Genomic DNA, 17,518 nt, shown 5'->3' with positions numbered 1-17,518 from the left:
AATTTTGTGTGATGTATGTCACGTAAATGTAGGGGGTGTGGCGTTGAATGAAGTGATCTGAGTCACAAAATAGGCGAGTAAAAAAAATACGATGGCGAAAAATAGAGCAAAAATCACCTCTTTATGTGATTGATGTCACATTTTGTTTTTGCGTGTTTGTTTCCGTATTGTGACTGGTTTCACAAAATATTTTTATGCGGATTTCTCCGACTGAGATCGGCGTCAGGACGGCCTCGAGTAACACGGAAAGCTAATAAAACAGTTTTCATATGTAGTATGGCGGAAAGTTGAAATCTGAATTACGCTCATAATGTAAGGTTGAGTATATTATTATTCAGGATATATTTTGACACGCTTATAAACTTGCGTGGAGATATTATAAAAACCGATACTCCCCGGCTCTGAAATAATCAGTGTGCCTTTTAAATTTAAAAATAAATTAATTAGGCTGCGTGCTGTTTTATTAATGTAATGAGTTGACGTTGTTTAAGTGAGGAGACTATGTTTCTCAACTATTTCGCGCTGGGCGTGTTGATTTTTGTATTTCTGGTTCTTTTTTACGGAATCATCGCCATCCATGACATCCCGTATAATATGGCTAAAAAGCGTAATCATCCCCATGCCGATGCTATTCATACGGCTGGCTGGATCAGCCTGTTTACGCTCCATGCCATCTGGCCGTTCCTGTGGATTTGGGCCACGCTGTACCGCGAAGATCGCGGCTGGGGCATGCAGAACCACATTACTAAGCCTGATGAAGTTCCGGGGATGGATGCGCTGGCCAAACGCGTGGCCGAGTTAGAACACAAGCTGGCAGCGGTTCAGCCCTCTGATGATAAAAACACGCTGGAGCGCTAATCATGGATCTGTTAATTATTCTGACCTATGTGGCATTTGCCTGGGCAATCTTTAAAATATTCCGTATTCCGGTAAATCAGTGGACGCTTGCTACCGCGACGTTAGGCGGGGTGTTTATTGTTGCCGGACTCATTCTGCTAATGAACTATAACCATCCGTATACCTTTACGGCGCAAAAAGCGGTAATTTCCATTCCGATTACGCCGCAGGTCACGGGGGTGGTTACTGAAGTGACCGATAAAAATAACCAGCTCATTAAAAAAGGCGAAGTGTTATTTAAACTGGATCCGGGCCGTTATCAGGCGCGCGTCGACAGACTGAAGGCGGACCTGGTGACCGCGACGCACAATATCGACACTCTGAAAGCGCAGCTTTCAGAAGCGGTTGCTAATACGACACGCGTCTCCGCTGAGCGCGATAGACTATATAAAGATTATCAGCGCTACCTCAAAGGCAGCCAGGCGAAGGTGAATCCGTTCTCTGAAAGCGATATTGATAACGCGCGGCAGAACTATCTGGCGCAGGATGCCATGGTGAAAGGCTCTGTTGCTGAACAGACGCAGATTCAAAGCCAGCTGGACAGCATGGTGAACGGCGAGCAGTCGCAGATTGCCTCGTTACGCGCCCAGCTTGCTGAAGCGAAATACAACCTCGATCAGACCGTGGTGCGCGCGCCGAGCAATGGCTACATCACTCAGGTGCTGATCCGTCCGGGAACCTATGCCGCCGCGCTGCCGCTGCGCCCGGTGATGGTCTTCATTCCTGAACAGAAGCGCCAGATTGTGGCCCAGTTCCGTCAGAACTCGCTGCTGCGTCTGAAGCCGGGTGATGAAGCGGAAGTGGTATTTAACGCGCTGCCGGGCCAGGTGTTCACCGGTAAGCTCACCAGCGTTCTGCCGGTAGTGCCGGGCGGGTCGTATCAGGCGCAGGGTGCCTTGCAGGCACTGACCGTTGCGCCGGGTACGGATGGGGTACAGGCGCTGATTGAACTGGAGCCTAACGCCGACGTCGATGCTTTGCCGGACGGTATTTATGCCCAGGTGGCGGTCTATTCGGATCATTTCGCCCACGTCTCGGTGATGCGTAAAGTGCTGCTGCGTATGACCAGCTGGATGCACTACCTCTATCTCGATCACTAATTCTTCCGGGGCGGGAATGCGACACGCATATCTGCCCTTTTTTCATCGCTTGATCCATACTGACTTTTTCCCGGCATCAAGGATCAGGCAATGAAACTCATCGGTAGCTACACCAGTCCCTTCGTGCGAAAAATCTCGATTCTCCTGCTGGAGAAAGGGATTGAATTTGAATTCGTTAATGAACAGCCCTACAACGCCGAAAACGGCGTCGCGCAGTATAACCCGCTGGGGAAAGTTCCGGCGCTGGTGACGGACGAGGGCGAATACTGGTTCGATTCCCCCATTATTGCGGAGTATATCGAGCTGCTGGGCATCGCCCCGGCAATGCTGCCGTCTGACCCTAAAGCGGCGCTGGCGGTGAAGCAAATTGAAGCCCTGGCCGACGGCATTATGGATGCAGCACTCACCTCCGTTCGCGAGCAGGCAAGGCCCGCCGCCCAGCAGTCAGAAAGCGAGCTGCTGCGCCAGCGGGAAAAAATCAGCCGCAGTCTGGATATGTGTGAAAAGCTTATCCGGGAGGGCAAGATCCACACCGACAGCCTGGACCTGGCAACCATCGCCATCGCCTGCGCCATCGGCTATCTCAACTTCCGCCGGGTGTCCCCTGGCTGGTGCGTTGACCGTCCGCTGCTGGTGAAACTCGCAGAAACGCTCTTTAGCCGCGAGAGCTTTGCCCGCACCGAACCGCCAAAGGCTTGACGCGGGTTATAACACTTCGGCGTCGGAGGCGGTACAATCCCTCCACATGTTAACTCCCTCTCCCGTCGGGAGGGGGGAAGATATTTACTCGCCAGGCGCTTTCATGACTACTCATCATTCGCTGTACAGCCAGATCCCCGCGACCGACCGACTTCTTCGCGAGCCCCGCATTCACGCTGCCGTTGAGCGCTTCGGCCATACCGCGACGGTGGAGATGTTACGTCTGCTTCAGGATGAAGCCCGAGGCCATATCCAGGCCGAAAACGCCTTGCCCGACTGGTGTGCAGCGTGGGAGCAGGAAGTTGAGCATCGGCTGGGTGAGAAGGCGCAAAGCGCGTTACGCCCGGTGGTCAACCTGACGGGGACCGTGCTGCACACCAACCTGGGACGCGCCCAGCAGGCGGAAGAGGCGGTGGCTGCGGTCGTGCAGGCCATGCGCTCGCCGGTGACGCTGGAGTACGATCTGGACGGCGCCGGGCGCGGGCATCGCGATCGCGCGCTGGCGGATCTGCTCTGCCAGCTAACCGGTGCGGAAGATGCCTGCATTGTGAATAACAACGCGGCGGCGGTGCTGTTGATGCTGGCGGCGACCGCGAGCGGCAGAGAGGTGGTAGTGTCCCGCGGCGAGCTGGTGGAGATTGGCGGGGCGTTTCGCATCCCGGACGTGATGCGCCAGGCGGGCTGCACGCTGCATGAAGTGGGTACGACTAACCGTACCCATGCGAAAGATTATCGCGCGGCGGTGAATGAAAACACCGCCCTGCTGATGAAGGTCCACACCAGCAATTATCATATTGAAGGCTTCACCAAAACGGTTGAAGAGGCCGAGCTGACGGCGATTGGGCGCGAGCTGAATATTCCGGTGATTGCCGATCTCGGCAGCGGTTCGCTGGTGGATCTCAGCCAGTACGGGCTGCCTAAAGAGCCGATGCCGCAAGAGATGATTGCCGCGGGCGTGAGCCTGGTCAGCTTTTCCGGCGATAAACTACTGGGCGGGCCGCAGGCCGGAATTATCGTCGGCAAGCGCGAGCTGATTGCGCAGCTGCAGCAGCACCCGCTCAAGCGCGCCCTGCGCGCCGATAAAATGACCCTTGCCGCGCTGGACGCGACGCTGCGCCTCTATCTCCACCCGGAGAAACTGGCTGACCGCCTGCCCACGCTGCGCCTGTTAAGCCGGGATGCCGCCTCGATTCGCGCCCAGGCCGAACGGCTGCTGCCGCGCGTTGCCCCGCACTACCCCGATTTTGACGTTCGCATTGAGCCCTGCCAGTCGCAAATTGGCAGCGGTTCGCTGCCGGTGGACAGGCTGCCGAGTCAAGCGCTCACCTTCACCCCGCGTGACGGACGCGGTAGCCGCCTGGAGGCCCTGTCGTTGCGCTGGCGTGGCCTGCCGACGCCGGTTATCGGACGGATTTACGACGGCCGCATGTGGCTGGATCTGCGCTGCCTTGAAGATGAAGAGCGATTTCTGGAGATGTTGTTGAAATGATTATTGCCACCGCCGGTCACGTCGACCACGGAAAAACCACGTTACTGCAGGCAATTACCGGCATAAACGCCGATCGTCTGCCGGAAGAGAAAAAGCGCGGCATGACCATCGATCTTGGCTATGCCTACTGGCCCCAGCCCGATGGCCGCGTGCTGGGCTTTATTGATGTTCCGGGGCATGAAAAATTTCTTTCCAACATGCTGGCGGGCGTGGGGGGCATCGATCATGCCCTGCTTGTGGTGGCCTGCGATGACGGCGTGATGGCGCAAACCCGTGAGCATCTGGCGATCCTCCAGCTGACAGGCAACCCGCAGCTGACCGTGGCGCTGACGAAAGCCGATCGCGTTGACGACGCGCGCGTCAGCGAGGTGCGCGAAGCGGTGCAGGCGACCTTACGGGAATATGGTTTTGCCGATGCACCGATTTTTGTCACCGTAGCGACAGAAGGGCGCGGTATCGGCGAACTTCGCCACCATTTGCAGCAGCTTTCGTCGCGAGACCACGCCAGCTATCACCGCTTCCGTCTGGCGATTGACCGGGCGTTTACCGTCAAAGGCGCGGGGCTGGTGGTCACCGGTACGGAGTTAAGCGGTGAAGTGAAGGTGGGCGATAGCCTCTGGCTGACGGGCGTTAATAAACCGATGCGCGTGCGCGGCTTACATGCGCAAAATCAGCCTGCGGAGCACGCCCACGCCGGGCAGCGGATCGCGCTCAACATTGCCGGGGATGCGGAAAAAGAGCAGCTTAACCGCGGCGACTGGCTGCTGGCCGACGCCCCGCCCGAGCCGTCTGAACGCGTCATCGTCTCCCTGCAGACAAACGTCCCGCTGACCCAATGGCAGCCGCTGCATATTCACCACGCGGCCAGCCATATCACCGGGCGCGTGTCCCTGCTGGAAAACGCTCTCGCCGAACTGGTTTTTGATTCGCCGCTCTGGCTGGCGGATAACGACCGTCTGGTACTGCGGGACATTTCCGCACGGGAAACGCTGGCCGGGGCGCGGGTGGTGACGCTGAACCCGCCGCGACGCGGCAAGCGTAAGCCTGAATACCTGCAATGGCTGGCTGCGCTTGCGCAGGCTCAGGATGATAACGCCGCGCTGCGGGTGCATCTTGAGCGCGGGGCCGTGAGCCTGAGTGATTTTGCATGGGCACGCCAGCTGAGCGGCGAAGGGTTGCATCAGCTGACCCAACAGCCGGGCTTTATTCAGGCCGGCAACAGCCTGCTCGATGCGCCGGTTGCGGCAAACTGGCAGCGTAAGATCCTGAACACGCTCGCCACTTACCATGAACAGCATCAGGATGAACCCGGTCCTGGTCGCGAGCGCCTGCGACGCATGGCGCTGCCGATGGAAGACGATGCGCTGGTGCTGCTGCTGATTGAAAACATGCGCGAAAGCGGGGTGATTAAAAGCCATCACGGCTGGCTGCATCTGCCGGATCACAAAGCCGGGTTCACCGCAGAGCAGGAGGCAATCTGGCAAAAAGTGGCCTCGCTGTTTGGCGATGAACCGTGGTGGGTTCGCGATCTGGCGCGTGAAACGAACACCGACGAGCAGGTGATGCGCCAGGTATTGCGCCATGCGGCGCAGCAGGGGCTGATAGTCGCGATCGTGAAAGATCGTTATTACCGTAACGATCGCATTGTGGCGTTTGCTAACCTGATCCGCGAACTGGATCAGGCGCGCGGCTCCACCTGCGCAGCCGATTTCCGCGACCGGCTGAACGTTGGCCGCAAGCTGGCGATCCAGATCCTGGAATATTTCAACCGCATCGGGTTTACGCGTCGCCGGGGTAATGACCATCTGCTTCGCGACGCGCAGCTGTTCCCCTGAGCGCTACGTGCGGCGGGAGAGTTTTTGCTTAGCCAGCCATACCGCGCCCAGCCTTCCCGCCTGGTTACCCAGCTCGCAGGGCAGAATGGGCACCTTGAGCGCCTCCCACTCCTCGAATCGCTGCAGGTACTTATCGAGCAGGAGATAGATTTTCTCCTGCTCGCTTACCCCGCCGCCAATCAGCACTGCCTGTGGATCGAACATCGAGATTACGCTGTAAACGCCGCGCGAGAGGTAATGGGCCCACTCCTCAATGGCCTCACGCAGATGCACGTCGCTCTCCATGCGTTTAAACAGCTCCTCGCCGTGAGGCATCTCTTCTTCTGATACGGCCAGCGCGCGGCGGCAGGCTTTCATCAGGCCGCTGGCCGACGCCACGTCATGCATGGGTTCGCCGTTACTACCCACGGGCAGCACGCCAAATTCGCCGGCGCGGTAATGCGACCCGCGATAAAGATCGCCTTCCATCACAATCCCGCCACCGATGCCCGTGCCGATGGTGATGCAGACGAAATGCTCGTAGTCCTTACCCGCGCCCTGCCAGCGCTCGCCCAGCGCCGCACAGTTGGCGTCGTTTTCCACGGTGACGGGAAGGTCGGTCAGCCCGGCGAAGAGTTCGCACAGGTTTTCGCCGTCGAGATAGGCGAGCGCGCCCGCTTTTGCCGCTTCGCCGCTGTGGTGGTTAATATGGCCGGGAAAGCTCACGCCGATACCGACGATGTCGTGTTCGTCCTGATACGCTTCAACTACCGCTTTCCACTTCTTTTTGAAGGTGTTTTTATCCTCAGGAGTATCGTACTCGTCCGTCGTCAGCTCCTTGCCATTTTCATCAATCACGCCGTGTTTGATGTGGGTTCCGCCTACGTCAAAACCGATAAACAGCTGCATCGCATCGTTCCTCATGAGCCCTTGAGCTGTTAAGTATGGCTCAGTGGCAGAAACGAAACGTAAAGTACGGTAATCCGTGATACGGCTCGTAAACCCGTCACCCACTGGCGAGAAAACCGCCAGCCGGGACTACCCTTGTTGTACACCAACAGCAAGGAGACGGTCATGACAAACAATCCTCCCTCTTCGCGTATCCAGCCCGGCGAGTATGGTTTTCCCCTCAAGCTGAAGCCCCGTTATGACAATTTTATCGGCGGCGACTGGGTGGCCCCCGTCGACGGCGAATACTATTCCAACCTGACGCCCGTTACCGGCCAGCCGCTGTGCGAGATTGCCAGCTCCGGCAAGCGGGATATCGATCTGGCGCTGGATGCGGCGCACAAAGCGAAAGATAAATGGGGCCATACCTCCGTTCAGGAGCGCGCGGCCATTTTGTTCAAAATCGCCGACCGGATGGAGCAGAACCTGGAGCTGCTGGCGACGGCGGAAACCTGGGATAACGGCAAGCCGATCCGGGAAACGATGGCGGCAGACGTGCCGCTGGCTATCGACCACTTCCGCTATTTTGCCTCCTGTATTCGCGCGCAGGAGGGCGGAATAAGCGAGGTAGATAGCGACACCGTGGCGTACCACTTCCACGAGCCGCTGGGGGTCGTCGGGCAAATTATTCCGTGGAACTTCCCGCTGCTGATGGCGAGCTGGAAAATGGCGCCCGCGCTGGCCGCCGGGAACTGCATTGTGCTTAAACCGGCGCGTTTAACCCCGCTCTCTGTCCTGCTGCTGATGGAAATTGTTGCCGATCTTCTGCCGCCGGGGGTGATTAACGTGGTGAACGGCGCGGGCGGTGAGATAGGGGAATATCTGGCCACCTCAAAACGGATCGCTAAAGTGGCGTTTACTGGATCGACGGAAGTGGGCCAGCAGATTATGCAGTACGCCACGCAAAACATCATTCCGGTGACTCTCGAGCTGGGCGGGAAGTCCCCGAACATCTTCTTCGCGGACGTGATGGAGGAAGAGGACGCTTTCTTCGACAAGGCGCTGGAAGGGTTTGCGCTGTTTGCCTTTAACCAGGGCGAAGTCTGCACCTGCCCAAGCCGCGCGCTGGTGCAGGAGTCCATCTACGAGCGCTTTATGGAGAGGGCCATTCGCCGCGTCGAGTCTATCCGCAGCGGTAACCCGCTCGATAACGTTACGCAGATGGGGGCGCAGGTCTCGCATGGCCAGCTGGAGACTATCCTCAACTACATCGATATCGGCAAGAAGGAAGGGGCGGATATCCTGACCGGCGGTCGCCGTAAGGTGCTCGGCGGGGATCTGCAGGAAGGGTATTACCTTGAGCCGACGATCCTGTTCGGGCAGAACAACATGCGCGTCTTCCAGGAGGAGATTTTCGGACCGGTGCTGGCGGTGACTACCTTCAAAACGATGGAGGAGGCGCTGGAGATTGCCAACGACACGCCGTATGGCCTGGGGGCGGGAGTCTGGAGCCGTAACGGTAATCTGGCCTATAAAATGGGCAGAGGCATTCAGGCGGGGCGCGTATGGACCAACTGCTACCACGCCTATCCGGCTCACGCGGCATTTGGCGGGTATAAGCAATCGGGCATCGGGCGTGAAACGCACAAGATGATGCTGGAGCATTACCAGCAGACGAAATGTCTACTTGTCAGCTACTCCGATAAACCGCTGGGGCTATTCTAATCGCCCAGTTCAGGCCGTCCATGGACGGCCTGAGCAATTTGCTGGCGCAGACAGTTGAGGACACCATCCAGAACATATTGTACGCGCCAGGGCTGATATTCGCGCTTGCGGAAGATGGCGGTCAGATCGAGCCACCACTCTTCCTGATGCGGGAAACAGGGGACCAGCGTGCCTTGCGTTAATTCCTTCTTCAGGCTTTCTTTCGGCGCGAACACAATGCCAAGATTATTTCTTGCCAGCTCCAGGGCCGTCTGGGTATTGTCGCAAATATAGTTTCCGGTTACCCGATAATCATGCACATCATCACTGCCATGCATGCGAAAACGCCAGATGTTGGCGTCATCGACCAGCATGGAGTCGATCAGAATACAGGAGTGATTAATTAAATCTTCAGGTCCGGTTAAAGGATGTTTATTTAAATATTCCTGGGTTGCGAATGCAGTGACGGAATATTTTGCTAACACGCTGGCGACCAGACTTTCATCTTTTGGCTGAGCATAGGTAATTAAAATATCACAGTCATCCGGGAAGGACACACCTTCTGAATATTCGTTGCGGTCCAGGTTGTAGGTTTTCAGGGAAATACGAATGTCCCCGATGTCCTTTATCTGGTGGATCACGTGGCGCGCGAGATAGGTCACAATGCCCGTTGGGGCGTAAATCGTGACTTTTCCACGCTTTTCATGCTTATAATCGGCAATGAAATTAATAAGTTGCGTGTTTTTGTCCAGCGTGGCGTCGATATAGGGGAGTAATGCTTCACCGAACTGCGTCAGAGCGAGCTGGCGGGTCGTGCGCTCAAAAACCTTAAGCCCAACCCGCGTTTCAAAATCCGAGAGATATTTACTGACGTTGGCCTGCGCCATGCCCAGCAGGGCGGCGGCATCACCAATGCTGTGGGTGGCTGCGATGACGGAGATTATTTTTAACTCGCGTGGCTTTAGCTGTAATTTATTCATCATGCGCACCCATCTATATGGTTTTATATATAATATTATATAAACTGCAGCGTTGCACCGGCAAATTTGGAACCATTATTATTCGCCCCGCTTATTTGGCGTATAAATGGATTACTTCACATGACTATTAAATACAATTTACTGATTGCTGCCACGTTATTTGCAACCTCTTCTGCAATGGCCGGTGACTTTTCACTTGGCGCGGGGGCCGTATTTAATGAGTCTCCTTATAAAGGCTATAACGAAAATACCACCGCGGTGCCGTTAATTAGCTATGAGGGCGATCGTTTCTATGTTCGCCAGACCACGGGCGGATGGATCCTGTGGAAAGACGCAAAAAATGAACTCAGCCTGACCGCATCCTGGATGCCGCTGCATTTTGATCCGGATGATAACGACGACCACCAGATGAAGCAGCTTGATGAGCGTAAAGCCTCTGCGTTCCTCGGCGGTGCGTACTACCGCCACGAAAGCTGGGGTTCTCTGAAAGTGGCGGTCTCAGGCGATGCCACGGATGAAAGCGGCGGCGTGGTGGGCGAGGTATCCTACTTCCGTCCAATCAGGATGGAGCGTTTGACCCTGACGCCTTCTGTCGGTGTTTTTTACAGCGACGAGAGCTATAACGACTACTACTACGGCGTATCCGGCAGCGAGTCACGCCGCTCAGGGCTGGATCAATACACCGCCGGCGACAGCTGGACGCCCTACGTTGGTCTGGTAGCTAAATATCAGTTAACCCAGAAGCTGTACCTCAACGCCAGCGCGGTCTACACCGTGTTGCCTGATGACGTGAAGAACAGCCCGATGATCGACCGCGATGATAGCTTCGCGCTAATGACCGGCCTGACCTGGCGCTTCTGATGCGGTAAAGCCGGGCGACGGCGTTGCCTTGTCCGGCCTACGATCTTGCCTGCATTTTTATCTGCAATACAACGTATTCCTTTTTCATTTCTCGATGCTTCTTCCTGTTCCGCCAAAACACGGCTGCACTGATGTTCCTTATGCGCTAATGTGTTTCGACCCGATAGCAATGGTGTGTATCATGTGTATAATCATGGAAGGACTGGGATGTGAAAAGTGCGGATGTCATTACCGTTCTGATCGGCCACGGCTGGAAATGTGTCAGAACGAAAGGAAGCCATCATCAGTTTCGCCATCCCGAACAGAAAGGGCTGGTTACTGTCCCACATCCTAAGAAGGATATTAAACCGGGCGCGCTCGCGCAGATATGGCGGCAGGCGGGAATTAAACACTGATATCAGGAGTAGTTATGTTTTATCCGGCTTACATTCATTCTGACACCGACGGTAGCGCCAGCGGCTTTTTTCCTGACGTTCCAGGCTGTTTTTTTGCAGGTGATTCCCTGGACGACGCTTTTCAGGATGCACGTGAGGCGCTCACCGCGCACTTCGAAGCGCTGTTTGAAATGGATGAAGCATTGCCTCTTCCGGGGAATGTCGAAGTGCACCTTGAAAATCACCCTGACGACTTCACGGGCGGGCAATGGTTGCTGGTGGATATTAATATGAGGCAGTTTGACGGCAGAGCCGAGCGTATCAACATCACGATGCCTCGACGTTTGCTGGTAAAGATTGATTCCTTTGTCAGCGAGCATCCTCAGTTCGGTAATCGAAGCGCATTTCTGGCTGAGGCAGCACGTCGCGTGCTGCCTGGGTAAAAATTAACTATAGAGAGCTGCGGTTGCTTTTAGAATATCCTCAAAAATATAAATATCATCCACCATCGCTATGGGATGGCGCGTTTCGTTTTTTTCTATATCGAAAAGACCGATGTATTTTTGTGAGCGATTAAAATGCAATCGGCAAAGGGGTTTGCGGTTGTTATCGTCTACAAGGACTCCACAATAACTCTTTGTGTCTCTATGGGTAATGCGCGGTGCCTCCAGTACAGTCCGAGTAATTGCTTTTACAATATGAAAACCTTCTAATTCTTCTAAAGTTGTAACGATATCATTTTCATCTTTATGATCGTCTTCTTCGAGAGGCTGTGTTTCGATTGGAGGTTCGATGGGGGTAGGAGTAATACCAGTAATAGCTGATTTAAGCCTCTCATTAACTTGATCATTTATATACTGGCTTGCGGCCTTTTTCGTAAGATTTAGAAATGACTCTCTTACTTTTTGGGTTAGCATCCCGTCATATACTCTGGATGCGAAGAATTTAACGAAGTCATCCTCAGGATTGTTTAGTTGTGAATGTAGTATTCTTTTAATCTGACTGACGTATTTCAATTCTCCAGCAGCATTAATAATTGATTCAAGATCAAATGATGATTTTGTCAATTTTTTTAATTCAGGGACAACATTTTCATCAATATCAAGTAGGTCGACTTCCAAAAAAGGTTTCTCATCCATCTTATTAGGTGCATCAAGATCGGTATAAAATCTATATATTTGCCCGTTTGTTAAGATTGATATCCGTGCATTTGTAACGTGAAAGTATCTAAAAAGCTGCGATGCATGATTAATATTTAACGGCTCGCCAATTTTTTTACATTCAATAAGTATCTGTACATCATTATTTTTCATTATTGCATAATCAATTTTCTCGCCCTTTTTAGTGCCTATATCACATACAAATTCAGGGGTGACTTCAGAAGGATCAAAAACATCGTAACCTAAAACATTATGAATAAAAGGCATCACAAACGCAGTTTTTGTTGCTTCTTCGGTATTGATTACTTCAATTTGTTGTCTGATTTTAGTAGATAATGCATTTAATCTTTCTGTAAATTCCATTGGACACCCTTATTTTTCTACTGTGTGTCTTGATGGAATAGCATTAAAATGCATGTCATTCAATGCTAGCCAGAATTAATTAGCAGCAAAAAAATATTTCCGAGGTTTAGATCACAGACTCGTTAAACTAAAAACAGATAAATAAGGCTGATGCCGTCTAGTTTATTAAGTATTATATATATATCGTTATGTTTTATTTTTCTTGTTTATGTTTTATTACCCTCGACAACCTGGCCCGTGGCGATGTTCACACCACCATATCCTCCGCCGTCATCACGTCGTATTCCACACCGGACGGTTTAATGACCATCATGCCGCTTTCGCGGTCTACCGCGCTGACGTTGCCCCACCCACTATGCTGCGTTGATCCTGTCAGTATTCGGGCTGAAAAGCTTACTGCATTTTATTGAAATTCCACGTAAACGTCAGACTGTAGCGCCAGTCTCTGTTGCGGCTATCTGTCGGAACATCCCCAACGGGCTTTGCCGCCTCAACCGTGATGGTATAGTGGCGGGTATCGCCTACCATCACGCCGGTCGCCACTGACCCGAGCCGCTGATGAGGTAAACCGGAGGTGTTAAACCAGGTCTGCGCGGTATCGGCCAGGATGTAGGGTTGGATGGTGGCAAGCCAGGTACTCTCTTTTCGCATCTGGATATAGCGCAGTTCTACCTGCCCGCCATAGCCGTAATCACCGCTTGCTTCACTGTCCTGGTATCCACGGCCAAACCGCTGGGCACCGAAGCTAACGCGTTCGGGCTCTGGCAACGTGTTGTTTGACCAGTCTCCCTCCCAGGACGTTGATAGCCGCCACTTGTCGGCAAACAGCCAGGCAGCGTCCAGGTAGCTTTTTGTGAGCGTAAAATTCATATTGGGTTTAGGGGCTGAGACGATATCGGCCCCCATCGCATCAATACCCTGACGGACGTTGAGTCGGCCGCTGATGCTGGCTGCGGTGAATTGATGCGCACCGTTGATACCCACTTCCAGCGCAGGATAACGCGCGTGTTGGTTGACGGAGTCCAGACTATAGGTCTTGCCCTGTAGTCTGGCCTGTAGAGCATAATCATCCTGGCGGTCGGTATAATCAAAACCGCCGGTCAGATTAATTTGGGATTTTTGCGTCAGCAGCAGGGGATAGCCAAACGTCACGCCGCCGTTGTACTGCGTTGTTTTTTGCTTTGAATCGACCTGGATATTATTCGGCAAAGTGAGCAGGGGCGAAAAATCTCGCGGATCTTCACGGTAATAGCTGCCTTTGAGCTGCATCGTCAGCCCTTCATCATTTAAAAACTGCTGCCAGTTCAGGCCGACATAGTTTTTTCGCGTGTTGCTATCTAACGGCATAAGCGTGGCCACGCCCAACTGATCGCCATAGCTTGTCATGTTGCTGAGCGTGCCGTTCAGCATCATTAAATCTTGCCCTTTACGGGTGTCGATCGTGGAGGCGATATTCCAGCTCCGCTCCTGATTACCGGTTATCTGCATCGCTGCCGCGCCATAGATATTGGTTGGCAGCTGCGCGTTGGCCGTGACCGGAACGTTTGGGGTACGGGTCATCAGCTGGCTATAGCGATCGAACGTATCCTGAGACAGGGGTTTTTCCGCCATGATTTTTTCTGACAATCGTTTAAGACGCTCGGCGATGTGAGGGTTATTACTGGTGATGTCACTGTGAGCGACATACCCTTCAACCAGAACAATTTTAATATTTCCCTGCTGGAAATTATCATCCGGCAGCCAGGCATAGGAGAGCGGAAAACCGTCGGCCTTATAGCGCGCCGTAATATTATTTACCAGCCCCGTGAGCGTTTTTAGCGGCACGGTTTTTCCGGCGTAAGGTCTGAAGGGCTGAAGTAATTCCTTTAAGGGATAACGCGTGCCGCCAATAAACTGAATATGATTAATGGTAATGGGCGTTTCAGGCGTCAGCGTTGACTGCGGTTTTTCTATTTTGACTTTCGGCTGTGGGACGGCCTCAGTCTGTTCGGGGGCAATATTACGAGAAACTTGCGCCGGGTTATCGGGATTAATAATAGAGGGCAGTGTATCGGCGCGGGCCATGCTCAGCACAACCAGCCCCGTCAGCGAAAAAAGGAAGTGGTTTTTCATCGCGCTATCCCTGTTCGTCATCCCCGGTTGGGGTGAGTGTCGCTGTATAAAGCGCCCCTGAACCAGGGGCGCAGATAGGCAATAATAAAATTACTGTTTTGGCGTCAGCAGACCGGTGGTTAACGTGTTGAGTCCGTTAACCGGATTCGATGTTGACGTATTTTGGCTTGATGTTGTTGCTGCGTTGGCCGTAACGCCCGCAGTCAGGGTATTGAGAGTCGTATTGACCGTTGCACCCAGACTGTTGTTCGTGGCCGCCACATTTGCATTGGCTGTGAGAGAGCCCGATCCTCCTCCGCTTGTTGAAGAGGCGGGTTTGACCAGCGTACCGCTATCCGTCACCGTCTGGCCGACATTTTGAACGACCTGACCGACACCGTTAAGCCCGCTATTACTGTTGCTGACGTTGGTCCCCACGCCGCTGACGGTGTTACCCACCTGGGTCAGCAGACCGTTGACCGGTGTACCGAGCCCCGTCGTGGTGCCCACGCTTTGCGTCACACCCTGTACCCCGCCCAGCGTCTTGTTAGCCACTGTCGTGGTATCGGTTGTTATCTGAGTGACCGCAGGGCTGCTTACCGTGTTAGTGAGCCCCGTGCCGGTGTTACTGACCAGTTGCCCGGTACTGTTGACCACGCTGCCCGTCAGGCCGGTTACGCCGCTGACCGGTGTTCCGGAAGTGGAACTCGCCAGGCCCGTGCCTACCGTTGAAACGGTATTGCCCAGGGAGGTGACCGACGTGGTCACGCCTTTAACCGTTGTACCCACACCGTTTGCGTTGTTTGGATCGCCAACGCCAGTCGTGACGCCTGTCCCCACGGTGGACACGGCGCTGCCAACGCCGCTAACGGTGGTTGAGACGGTTGACGTGACGGGATTATTCGTTGGAAGCTGGCTTCCGAGACCATCTACCGTCGATCCGACGCTGGTCACTGTTTTACCGGCATCACCCAGTATCGTATTGACGCCAGCGGTAGTGGTGCCGCCACCGCCCGTGTTGCCATTTCCGGTGCCTCCGCTGCCATTGCCTCCTGAGCCTGAGCCTGACCCCGATCCTGAACCTGAACCTGAGCCTGAACCCGTTCCGCCACCAGCGCCTGTACCGGTACCTGAACCCGTTCCGGTACCCGAACCGTTGCTGCCCGAACCGCCATTACTGGCGGTTGAGCCACTTCCATCACCTGAGCCGCTGCTGCTTCCTGTCGCAGGGTTATTCTTGGCCGTTGAGTGATGAGAGCCGCCACCGCTTCCACTGCAGGCAGAAAGAGAGAACGCGAGCAGTACCGCAACAGCAATAGCGCTGATGCGACTAACATTATTAGGTAGCATATGAATACTCCACGCAAAAGAACGCCGAGCGGCGTATTAGTGAGTATATGCAATATTTTAAAATATGCATGAAAGCCACCAGGGACGGTATATTTCTGTATTGCAGGTGATTAATTCAAAATAACAATAAGTTAGGATCTTTAATTGTTGCTTAATTATTGAAGGGGTAGTTAGCGAATGTAAATTAAAGGAATATTCTTAAGGAAACTTAACGGCGAGGATAACTAAAATACTACAGGATATATCCTTAATTTAAGATTCAGATCACGGAAAAATAAGGCTCTTCATTTGAAGAGCCTTATTTTTTAACAATTGCCTTCGTGCCAGGCTTTTTCGATCTCTTCGGCGAGAATTTTAACGCCCGCTTCGATTTTTTCTGGATCGGGGACATAGTTCATGCGCATGCACTGATGGGTATGCGGCCACGGCTTATCCAGACCCGGGAAGAAGTAATCGCCCGGCACCATCAGCACGCCACGCTTTTTCAGTCGCTGATAGAGCAGTTCTGTAGTGATCGGCAAATCCTTAAACCACAGCCACAGGAAAATCGCTCCTTCAGGTTTGTGGATCAGGCAGCGTTCTTCCGGTAAGTAGCGGCGAAGCGTCGCAATCGTCTCCTGAACGCGCTGGTAATAGAACGGTTTGATGACTTCATTAGACAGACGCAGCAGGTCGTTGCGCTTGATCATTTCGCACATCATCGCCGGGCCGATACCGCCCGGTGAAAGGCTGATAATGCCGTTCATATTGGTGATGGCGGTGATGATTTTCTCATTGGCGATGATGATGCCGCAGCGGCTGCCCGGCAGACCCAGCTTGGAGAGGCTCATGCACAGGACAATGTTCGGGTTCCACAGCGGACGTGCTTCGCTGAAGATAATGCCCGGGAACGGCACGCCGTAGGCATTGTCGATCACCAGCGGGATGCCGTGCTGGTTCGCCAGGACATCCAGCTTCATCAGTTCGTCGTCGGTAATCACGTTGCCCGTTGGGTTCGTCGGGCGCGATACGCAGATCATCCCCGTCTCTTCACCAATATGCAGGTGTTCAAAATCGACGTGATATTTGAACTGGCCTTCCGGCAGCAGCTCGATGTTCGGGCGCGCGGAGACGAACAGATCCTCTTCCAGGCCGGAATCAGCATAGCCGATATACTCCGGTGCCAGCGGGAACAGCACCTTTTTGGTGGTGCCGTCGGCACGACGCCCTGCGAAGAGGTTAAACAAGTAGAAAAACGCGCTCTGGCTGCCGTTTGTTAGTGCAATATTCTGTGGTTCGATATCCCAGCCCAGCTCTTCACGCAGCATTTTGGCAAGGAGAGTCAGTAGCTCGGTTTTACCCTGTGGACCGTCGTAATTGCAGAGCGCATCGGTCGCTTTGCCGTTTTCCAGCATCTGCGCGAGCAGCGTCTGGAAATAGGTTGTCATCTCCGGAATTTGCGCCGGGTTTCCGCCGCCGAGCATGATGGCGCCCGGTGTGCGCAGCCCGTCGTTGAGGTCCTCCATCAGGCGAGTAATGCCTGAATGGCGGGTGAATTTGTCGCCAAAAAGTGAAAACGTCATAGCAGGTGTTCTATCGAGCTTATTTTGAAAGTGGGTAACCATAACGCTAGCACTGTGCTGGTGCAAATCGGGAGATGTGGTCGGATTTGTTGTTTTGTATGGCCGAGAGGGATTTGTGTAGTGAATAGTTCTGGTGGGTTTCACCCCTCACCCTGGCCTTCTCCCCATGCGGGGAGAGGCCCAGGG

The 17,518-nt window shown here is 53.8% G+C and carries 16 protein-coding genes and 1 pseudogene; 9 read left to right on the top strand and 8 right to left on the bottom strand.

Annotated elements, in window-relative coordinates:
- The first annotated feature begins 501 nt into the window (after positions 1-501).
- The 5 genes from IM265_RS18985 (at position 502) to selB (ending at position 6,020) form a co-directional block, all read left to right on the top strand.
- Positions 502-858 carry a DUF3302 domain-containing protein gene (locus tag IM265_RS18985; protein ID WP_028015048.1) on the top strand — a complete coding sequence of 119 codons (357 nt, stop codon included), beginning with the start codon at positions 502-504 and terminating at the stop codon, positions 856-858.
- 2 nt (positions 859-860) lie between these two features.
- Positions 861-1,997: an HlyD family secretion protein gene (locus IM265_RS18980; RefSeq protein ID WP_028015049.1), complete on the top strand. Its 1,137-nt coding sequence runs from the start codon at positions 861-863 to the stop codon at positions 1,995-1,997.
- A gap of 90 nt (positions 1,998-2,087) precedes the next feature.
- Positions 2,088-2,696 (top strand): glutathione S-transferase, encoded by a 609-nt coding sequence (locus IM265_RS18975; protein WP_045630259.1) that lies wholly within the window; start codon positions 2,088-2,090, stop codon positions 2,694-2,696.
- A 103-nt stretch (positions 2,697-2,799) separates the two neighbouring features.
- Entirely contained in the window at positions 2,800-4,185 is a 1,386-nt protein-coding gene (gene selA / locus IM265_RS18970; protein WP_193031571.1) for an L-seryl-tRNA(Sec) selenium transferase, read from the top strand.
- Positions 4,182-6,020 (top strand): selenocysteine-specific translation elongation factor, encoded by a 1,839-nt coding sequence (selB, locus tag IM265_RS18965; RefSeq protein ID WP_193031573.1) that lies wholly within the window; start codon positions 4,182-4,184, stop codon positions 6,018-6,020. Before selA ends, selB begins: the two co-directional genes overlap by 4 nt.
- A 3-nt stretch (positions 6,021-6,023) precedes the next feature.
- Here selB and IM265_RS18960 read toward each other — a convergent pair whose 3' ends face one another.
- Complete coding sequence (locus IM265_RS18960) at positions 6,024-6,908, bottom strand: ROK family protein (RefSeq protein ID WP_193031575.1); 885 nt, start codon at positions 6,906-6,908, stop codon at positions 6,024-6,026.
- 165 nt (positions 6,909-7,073) lie between these two features.
- On the opposite strand from IM265_RS18960, the gene aldB reads away from it, so the two are divergent.
- The gene (gene aldB, locus IM265_RS18955; protein ID WP_041911639.1) at positions 7,074-8,612 is read left to right on the top strand and encodes an aldehyde dehydrogenase AldB; all 1,539 of its coding nucleotides are present in this window, start codon (positions 7,074-7,076) and stop codon (positions 8,610-8,612) included.
- On the opposite strand, the gene IM265_RS18950 is transcribed toward aldB, so the two are convergent.
- On the bottom strand, positions 8,609-9,574 hold the full coding sequence (locus IM265_RS18950) for a LysR family transcriptional regulator (RefSeq protein WP_065365927.1): 966 nt from the start codon (positions 9,572-9,574) through the stop codon (positions 8,609-8,611). The genes aldB and IM265_RS18950 overlap by 4 nt on opposite strands.
- A gap of 117 nt (positions 9,575-9,691) precedes the next feature.
- Here IM265_RS18950 and IM265_RS18945 point away from each other — a divergent pair, with 117 nt between their 5' ends.
- The 3 genes from IM265_RS18945 (at position 9,692) to IM265_RS18935 (ending at position 11,249) form a co-directional block, all read left to right on the top strand.
- Positions 9,692-10,432, top strand: a complete 741-nt coding sequence (locus IM265_RS18945; protein ID WP_028015056.1) for a MipA/OmpV family protein — start codon at positions 9,692-9,694, stop codon at positions 10,430-10,432.
- Between the two features lie 209 nt (positions 10,433-10,641).
- Positions 10,642-10,827, top strand: coding sequence for a type II toxin-antitoxin system HicA family toxin (locus IM265_RS18940; RefSeq protein WP_063943254.1), 186 nt, complete (start codon positions 10,642-10,644; stop codon positions 10,825-10,827).
- 14 nt (positions 10,828-10,841) lie between these two features.
- A complete protein-coding gene (locus IM265_RS18935; RefSeq protein WP_193031577.1) occupies positions 10,842-11,249 on the top strand; it encodes a type II toxin-antitoxin system HicB family antitoxin in 408 nt (135 codons plus the stop codon).
- 3 nt (positions 11,250-11,252) lie between these two features.
- Here the strand turns inward: IM265_RS18935 and IM265_RS18930 are convergent, their stop codons facing one another.
- The 6 genes and pseudogenes from IM265_RS18930 to avtA form a co-directional block, all read right to left on the bottom strand.
- Positions 11,253-12,329 carry a type I restriction endonuclease gene (locus tag IM265_RS18930; RefSeq protein WP_182035321.1) on the bottom strand — a complete coding sequence of 359 codons (1,077 nt, stop codon included), beginning with the start codon at positions 12,327-12,329 and terminating at the stop codon, positions 11,253-11,255.
- 212 nt (positions 12,330-12,541) lie between these two features.
- Positions 12,542-12,678: pseudogene (locus tag IM265_RS18925) on the bottom strand (class II aldolase/adducin family protein); the annotation flags it as partial.
- A 44-nt stretch (positions 12,679-12,722) separates the two neighbouring features.
- A complete protein-coding gene (locus IM265_RS18920) occupies positions 12,723-14,441 on the bottom strand; it encodes a ShlB/FhaC/HecB family hemolysin secretion/activation protein (RefSeq protein WP_182035319.1) in 1,719 nt (572 codons plus the stop codon).
- A 90-nt stretch (positions 14,442-14,531) separates the two neighbouring features.
- Positions 14,532-15,374 carry a collagen-like triple helix repeat-containing protein gene (locus IM265_RS18915; protein WP_182035317.1) on the bottom strand — a complete coding sequence of 281 codons (843 nt, stop codon included), beginning with the start codon at positions 15,372-15,374 and terminating at the stop codon, positions 14,532-14,534.
- Positions 15,371-15,613: a hypothetical protein gene (locus IM265_RS22220; protein WP_193031579.1), complete on the bottom strand. Its 243-nt coding sequence runs from the start codon at positions 15,611-15,613 to the stop codon at positions 15,371-15,373. Before IM265_RS22220 ends, IM265_RS18915 begins: the two co-directional genes overlap by 4 nt.
- A 462-nt stretch (positions 15,614-16,075) precedes the next feature.
- Positions 16,076-17,332, bottom strand: coding sequence for a valine--pyruvate transaminase (gene avtA, locus IM265_RS18905; protein ID WP_182035313.1), 1,257 nt, complete (start codon positions 17,330-17,332; stop codon positions 16,076-16,078).
- Positions 17,333-17,518 lie beyond the last annotated feature (186 nt).

This window comes from Enterobacter cloacae complex sp. P17RS, assembly GCF_014895885.1.
Taxonomy (GTDB): domain Bacteria; phylum Pseudomonadota; class Gammaproteobacteria; order Enterobacterales; family Enterobacteriaceae; genus Enterobacter; species Enterobacter bugandensis.
This window is presented reverse-complemented; position numbering and strand designations above follow the sequence as displayed.

What these genes read in the sequence shown, in the direction of transcription:
- IM265_RS18920 (WP_182035319.1), bottom strand. Translation starts at nt 14,441, where the DNA reads ATGAAAAACCACTTCCTTTTTTCGCTGACGGGGCTGGTTGTGCTGAGC.
- IM265_RS18930 (WP_182035321.1), bottom strand. Translation starts at nt 12,329, where the DNA reads ATGGAATTTACAGAAAGATTAAATGCATTATCTACTAAAATCAGACAA.
- IM265_RS18950 (WP_065365927.1), bottom strand. Translation starts at nt 9,574, where the DNA reads ATGATGAATAAATTACAGCTAAAGCCACGCGAGTTAAAAATAATCTCC.
- avtA (WP_182035313.1), bottom strand. Translation starts at nt 17,332, where the DNA reads ATGACGTTTTCACTTTTTGGCGACAAATTCACCCGCCATTCAGGCATT.
- IM265_RS18945 (WP_028015056.1), top strand. Translation starts at nt 9,692, where the DNA reads ATGACTATTAAATACAATTTACTGATTGCTGCCACGTTATTTGCAACC.
- selB (WP_193031573.1), top strand. Translation starts at nt 4,182, where the DNA reads ATGATTATTGCCACCGCCGGTCACGTCGACCACGGAAAAACCACGTTA.
- IM265_RS18935 (WP_193031577.1), top strand. Translation starts at nt 10,842, where the DNA reads ATGTTTTATCCGGCTTACATTCATTCTGACACCGACGGTAGCGCCAGC.
- IM265_RS18985 (WP_028015048.1), top strand. Translation starts at nt 502, where the DNA reads ATGTTTCTCAACTATTTCGCGCTGGGCGTGTTGATTTTTGTATTTCTG.
- IM265_RS18975 (WP_045630259.1), top strand. Translation starts at nt 2,088, where the DNA reads ATGAAACTCATCGGTAGCTACACCAGTCCCTTCGTGCGAAAAATCTCG.
- IM265_RS18980 (WP_028015049.1), top strand. Translation starts at nt 861, where the DNA reads ATGGATCTGTTAATTATTCTGACCTATGTGGCATTTGCCTGGGCAATC.
- IM265_RS18960 (WP_193031575.1), bottom strand. Translation starts at nt 6,908, where the DNA reads ATGCAGCTGTTTATCGGTTTTGACGTAGGCGGAACCCACATCAAACAC.
- aldB (WP_041911639.1), top strand. Translation starts at nt 7,074, where the DNA reads ATGACAAACAATCCTCCCTCTTCGCGTATCCAGCCCGGCGAGTATGGT.
- selA (WP_193031571.1), top strand. Translation starts at nt 2,800, where the DNA reads ATGACTACTCATCATTCGCTGTACAGCCAGATCCCCGCGACCGACCGA.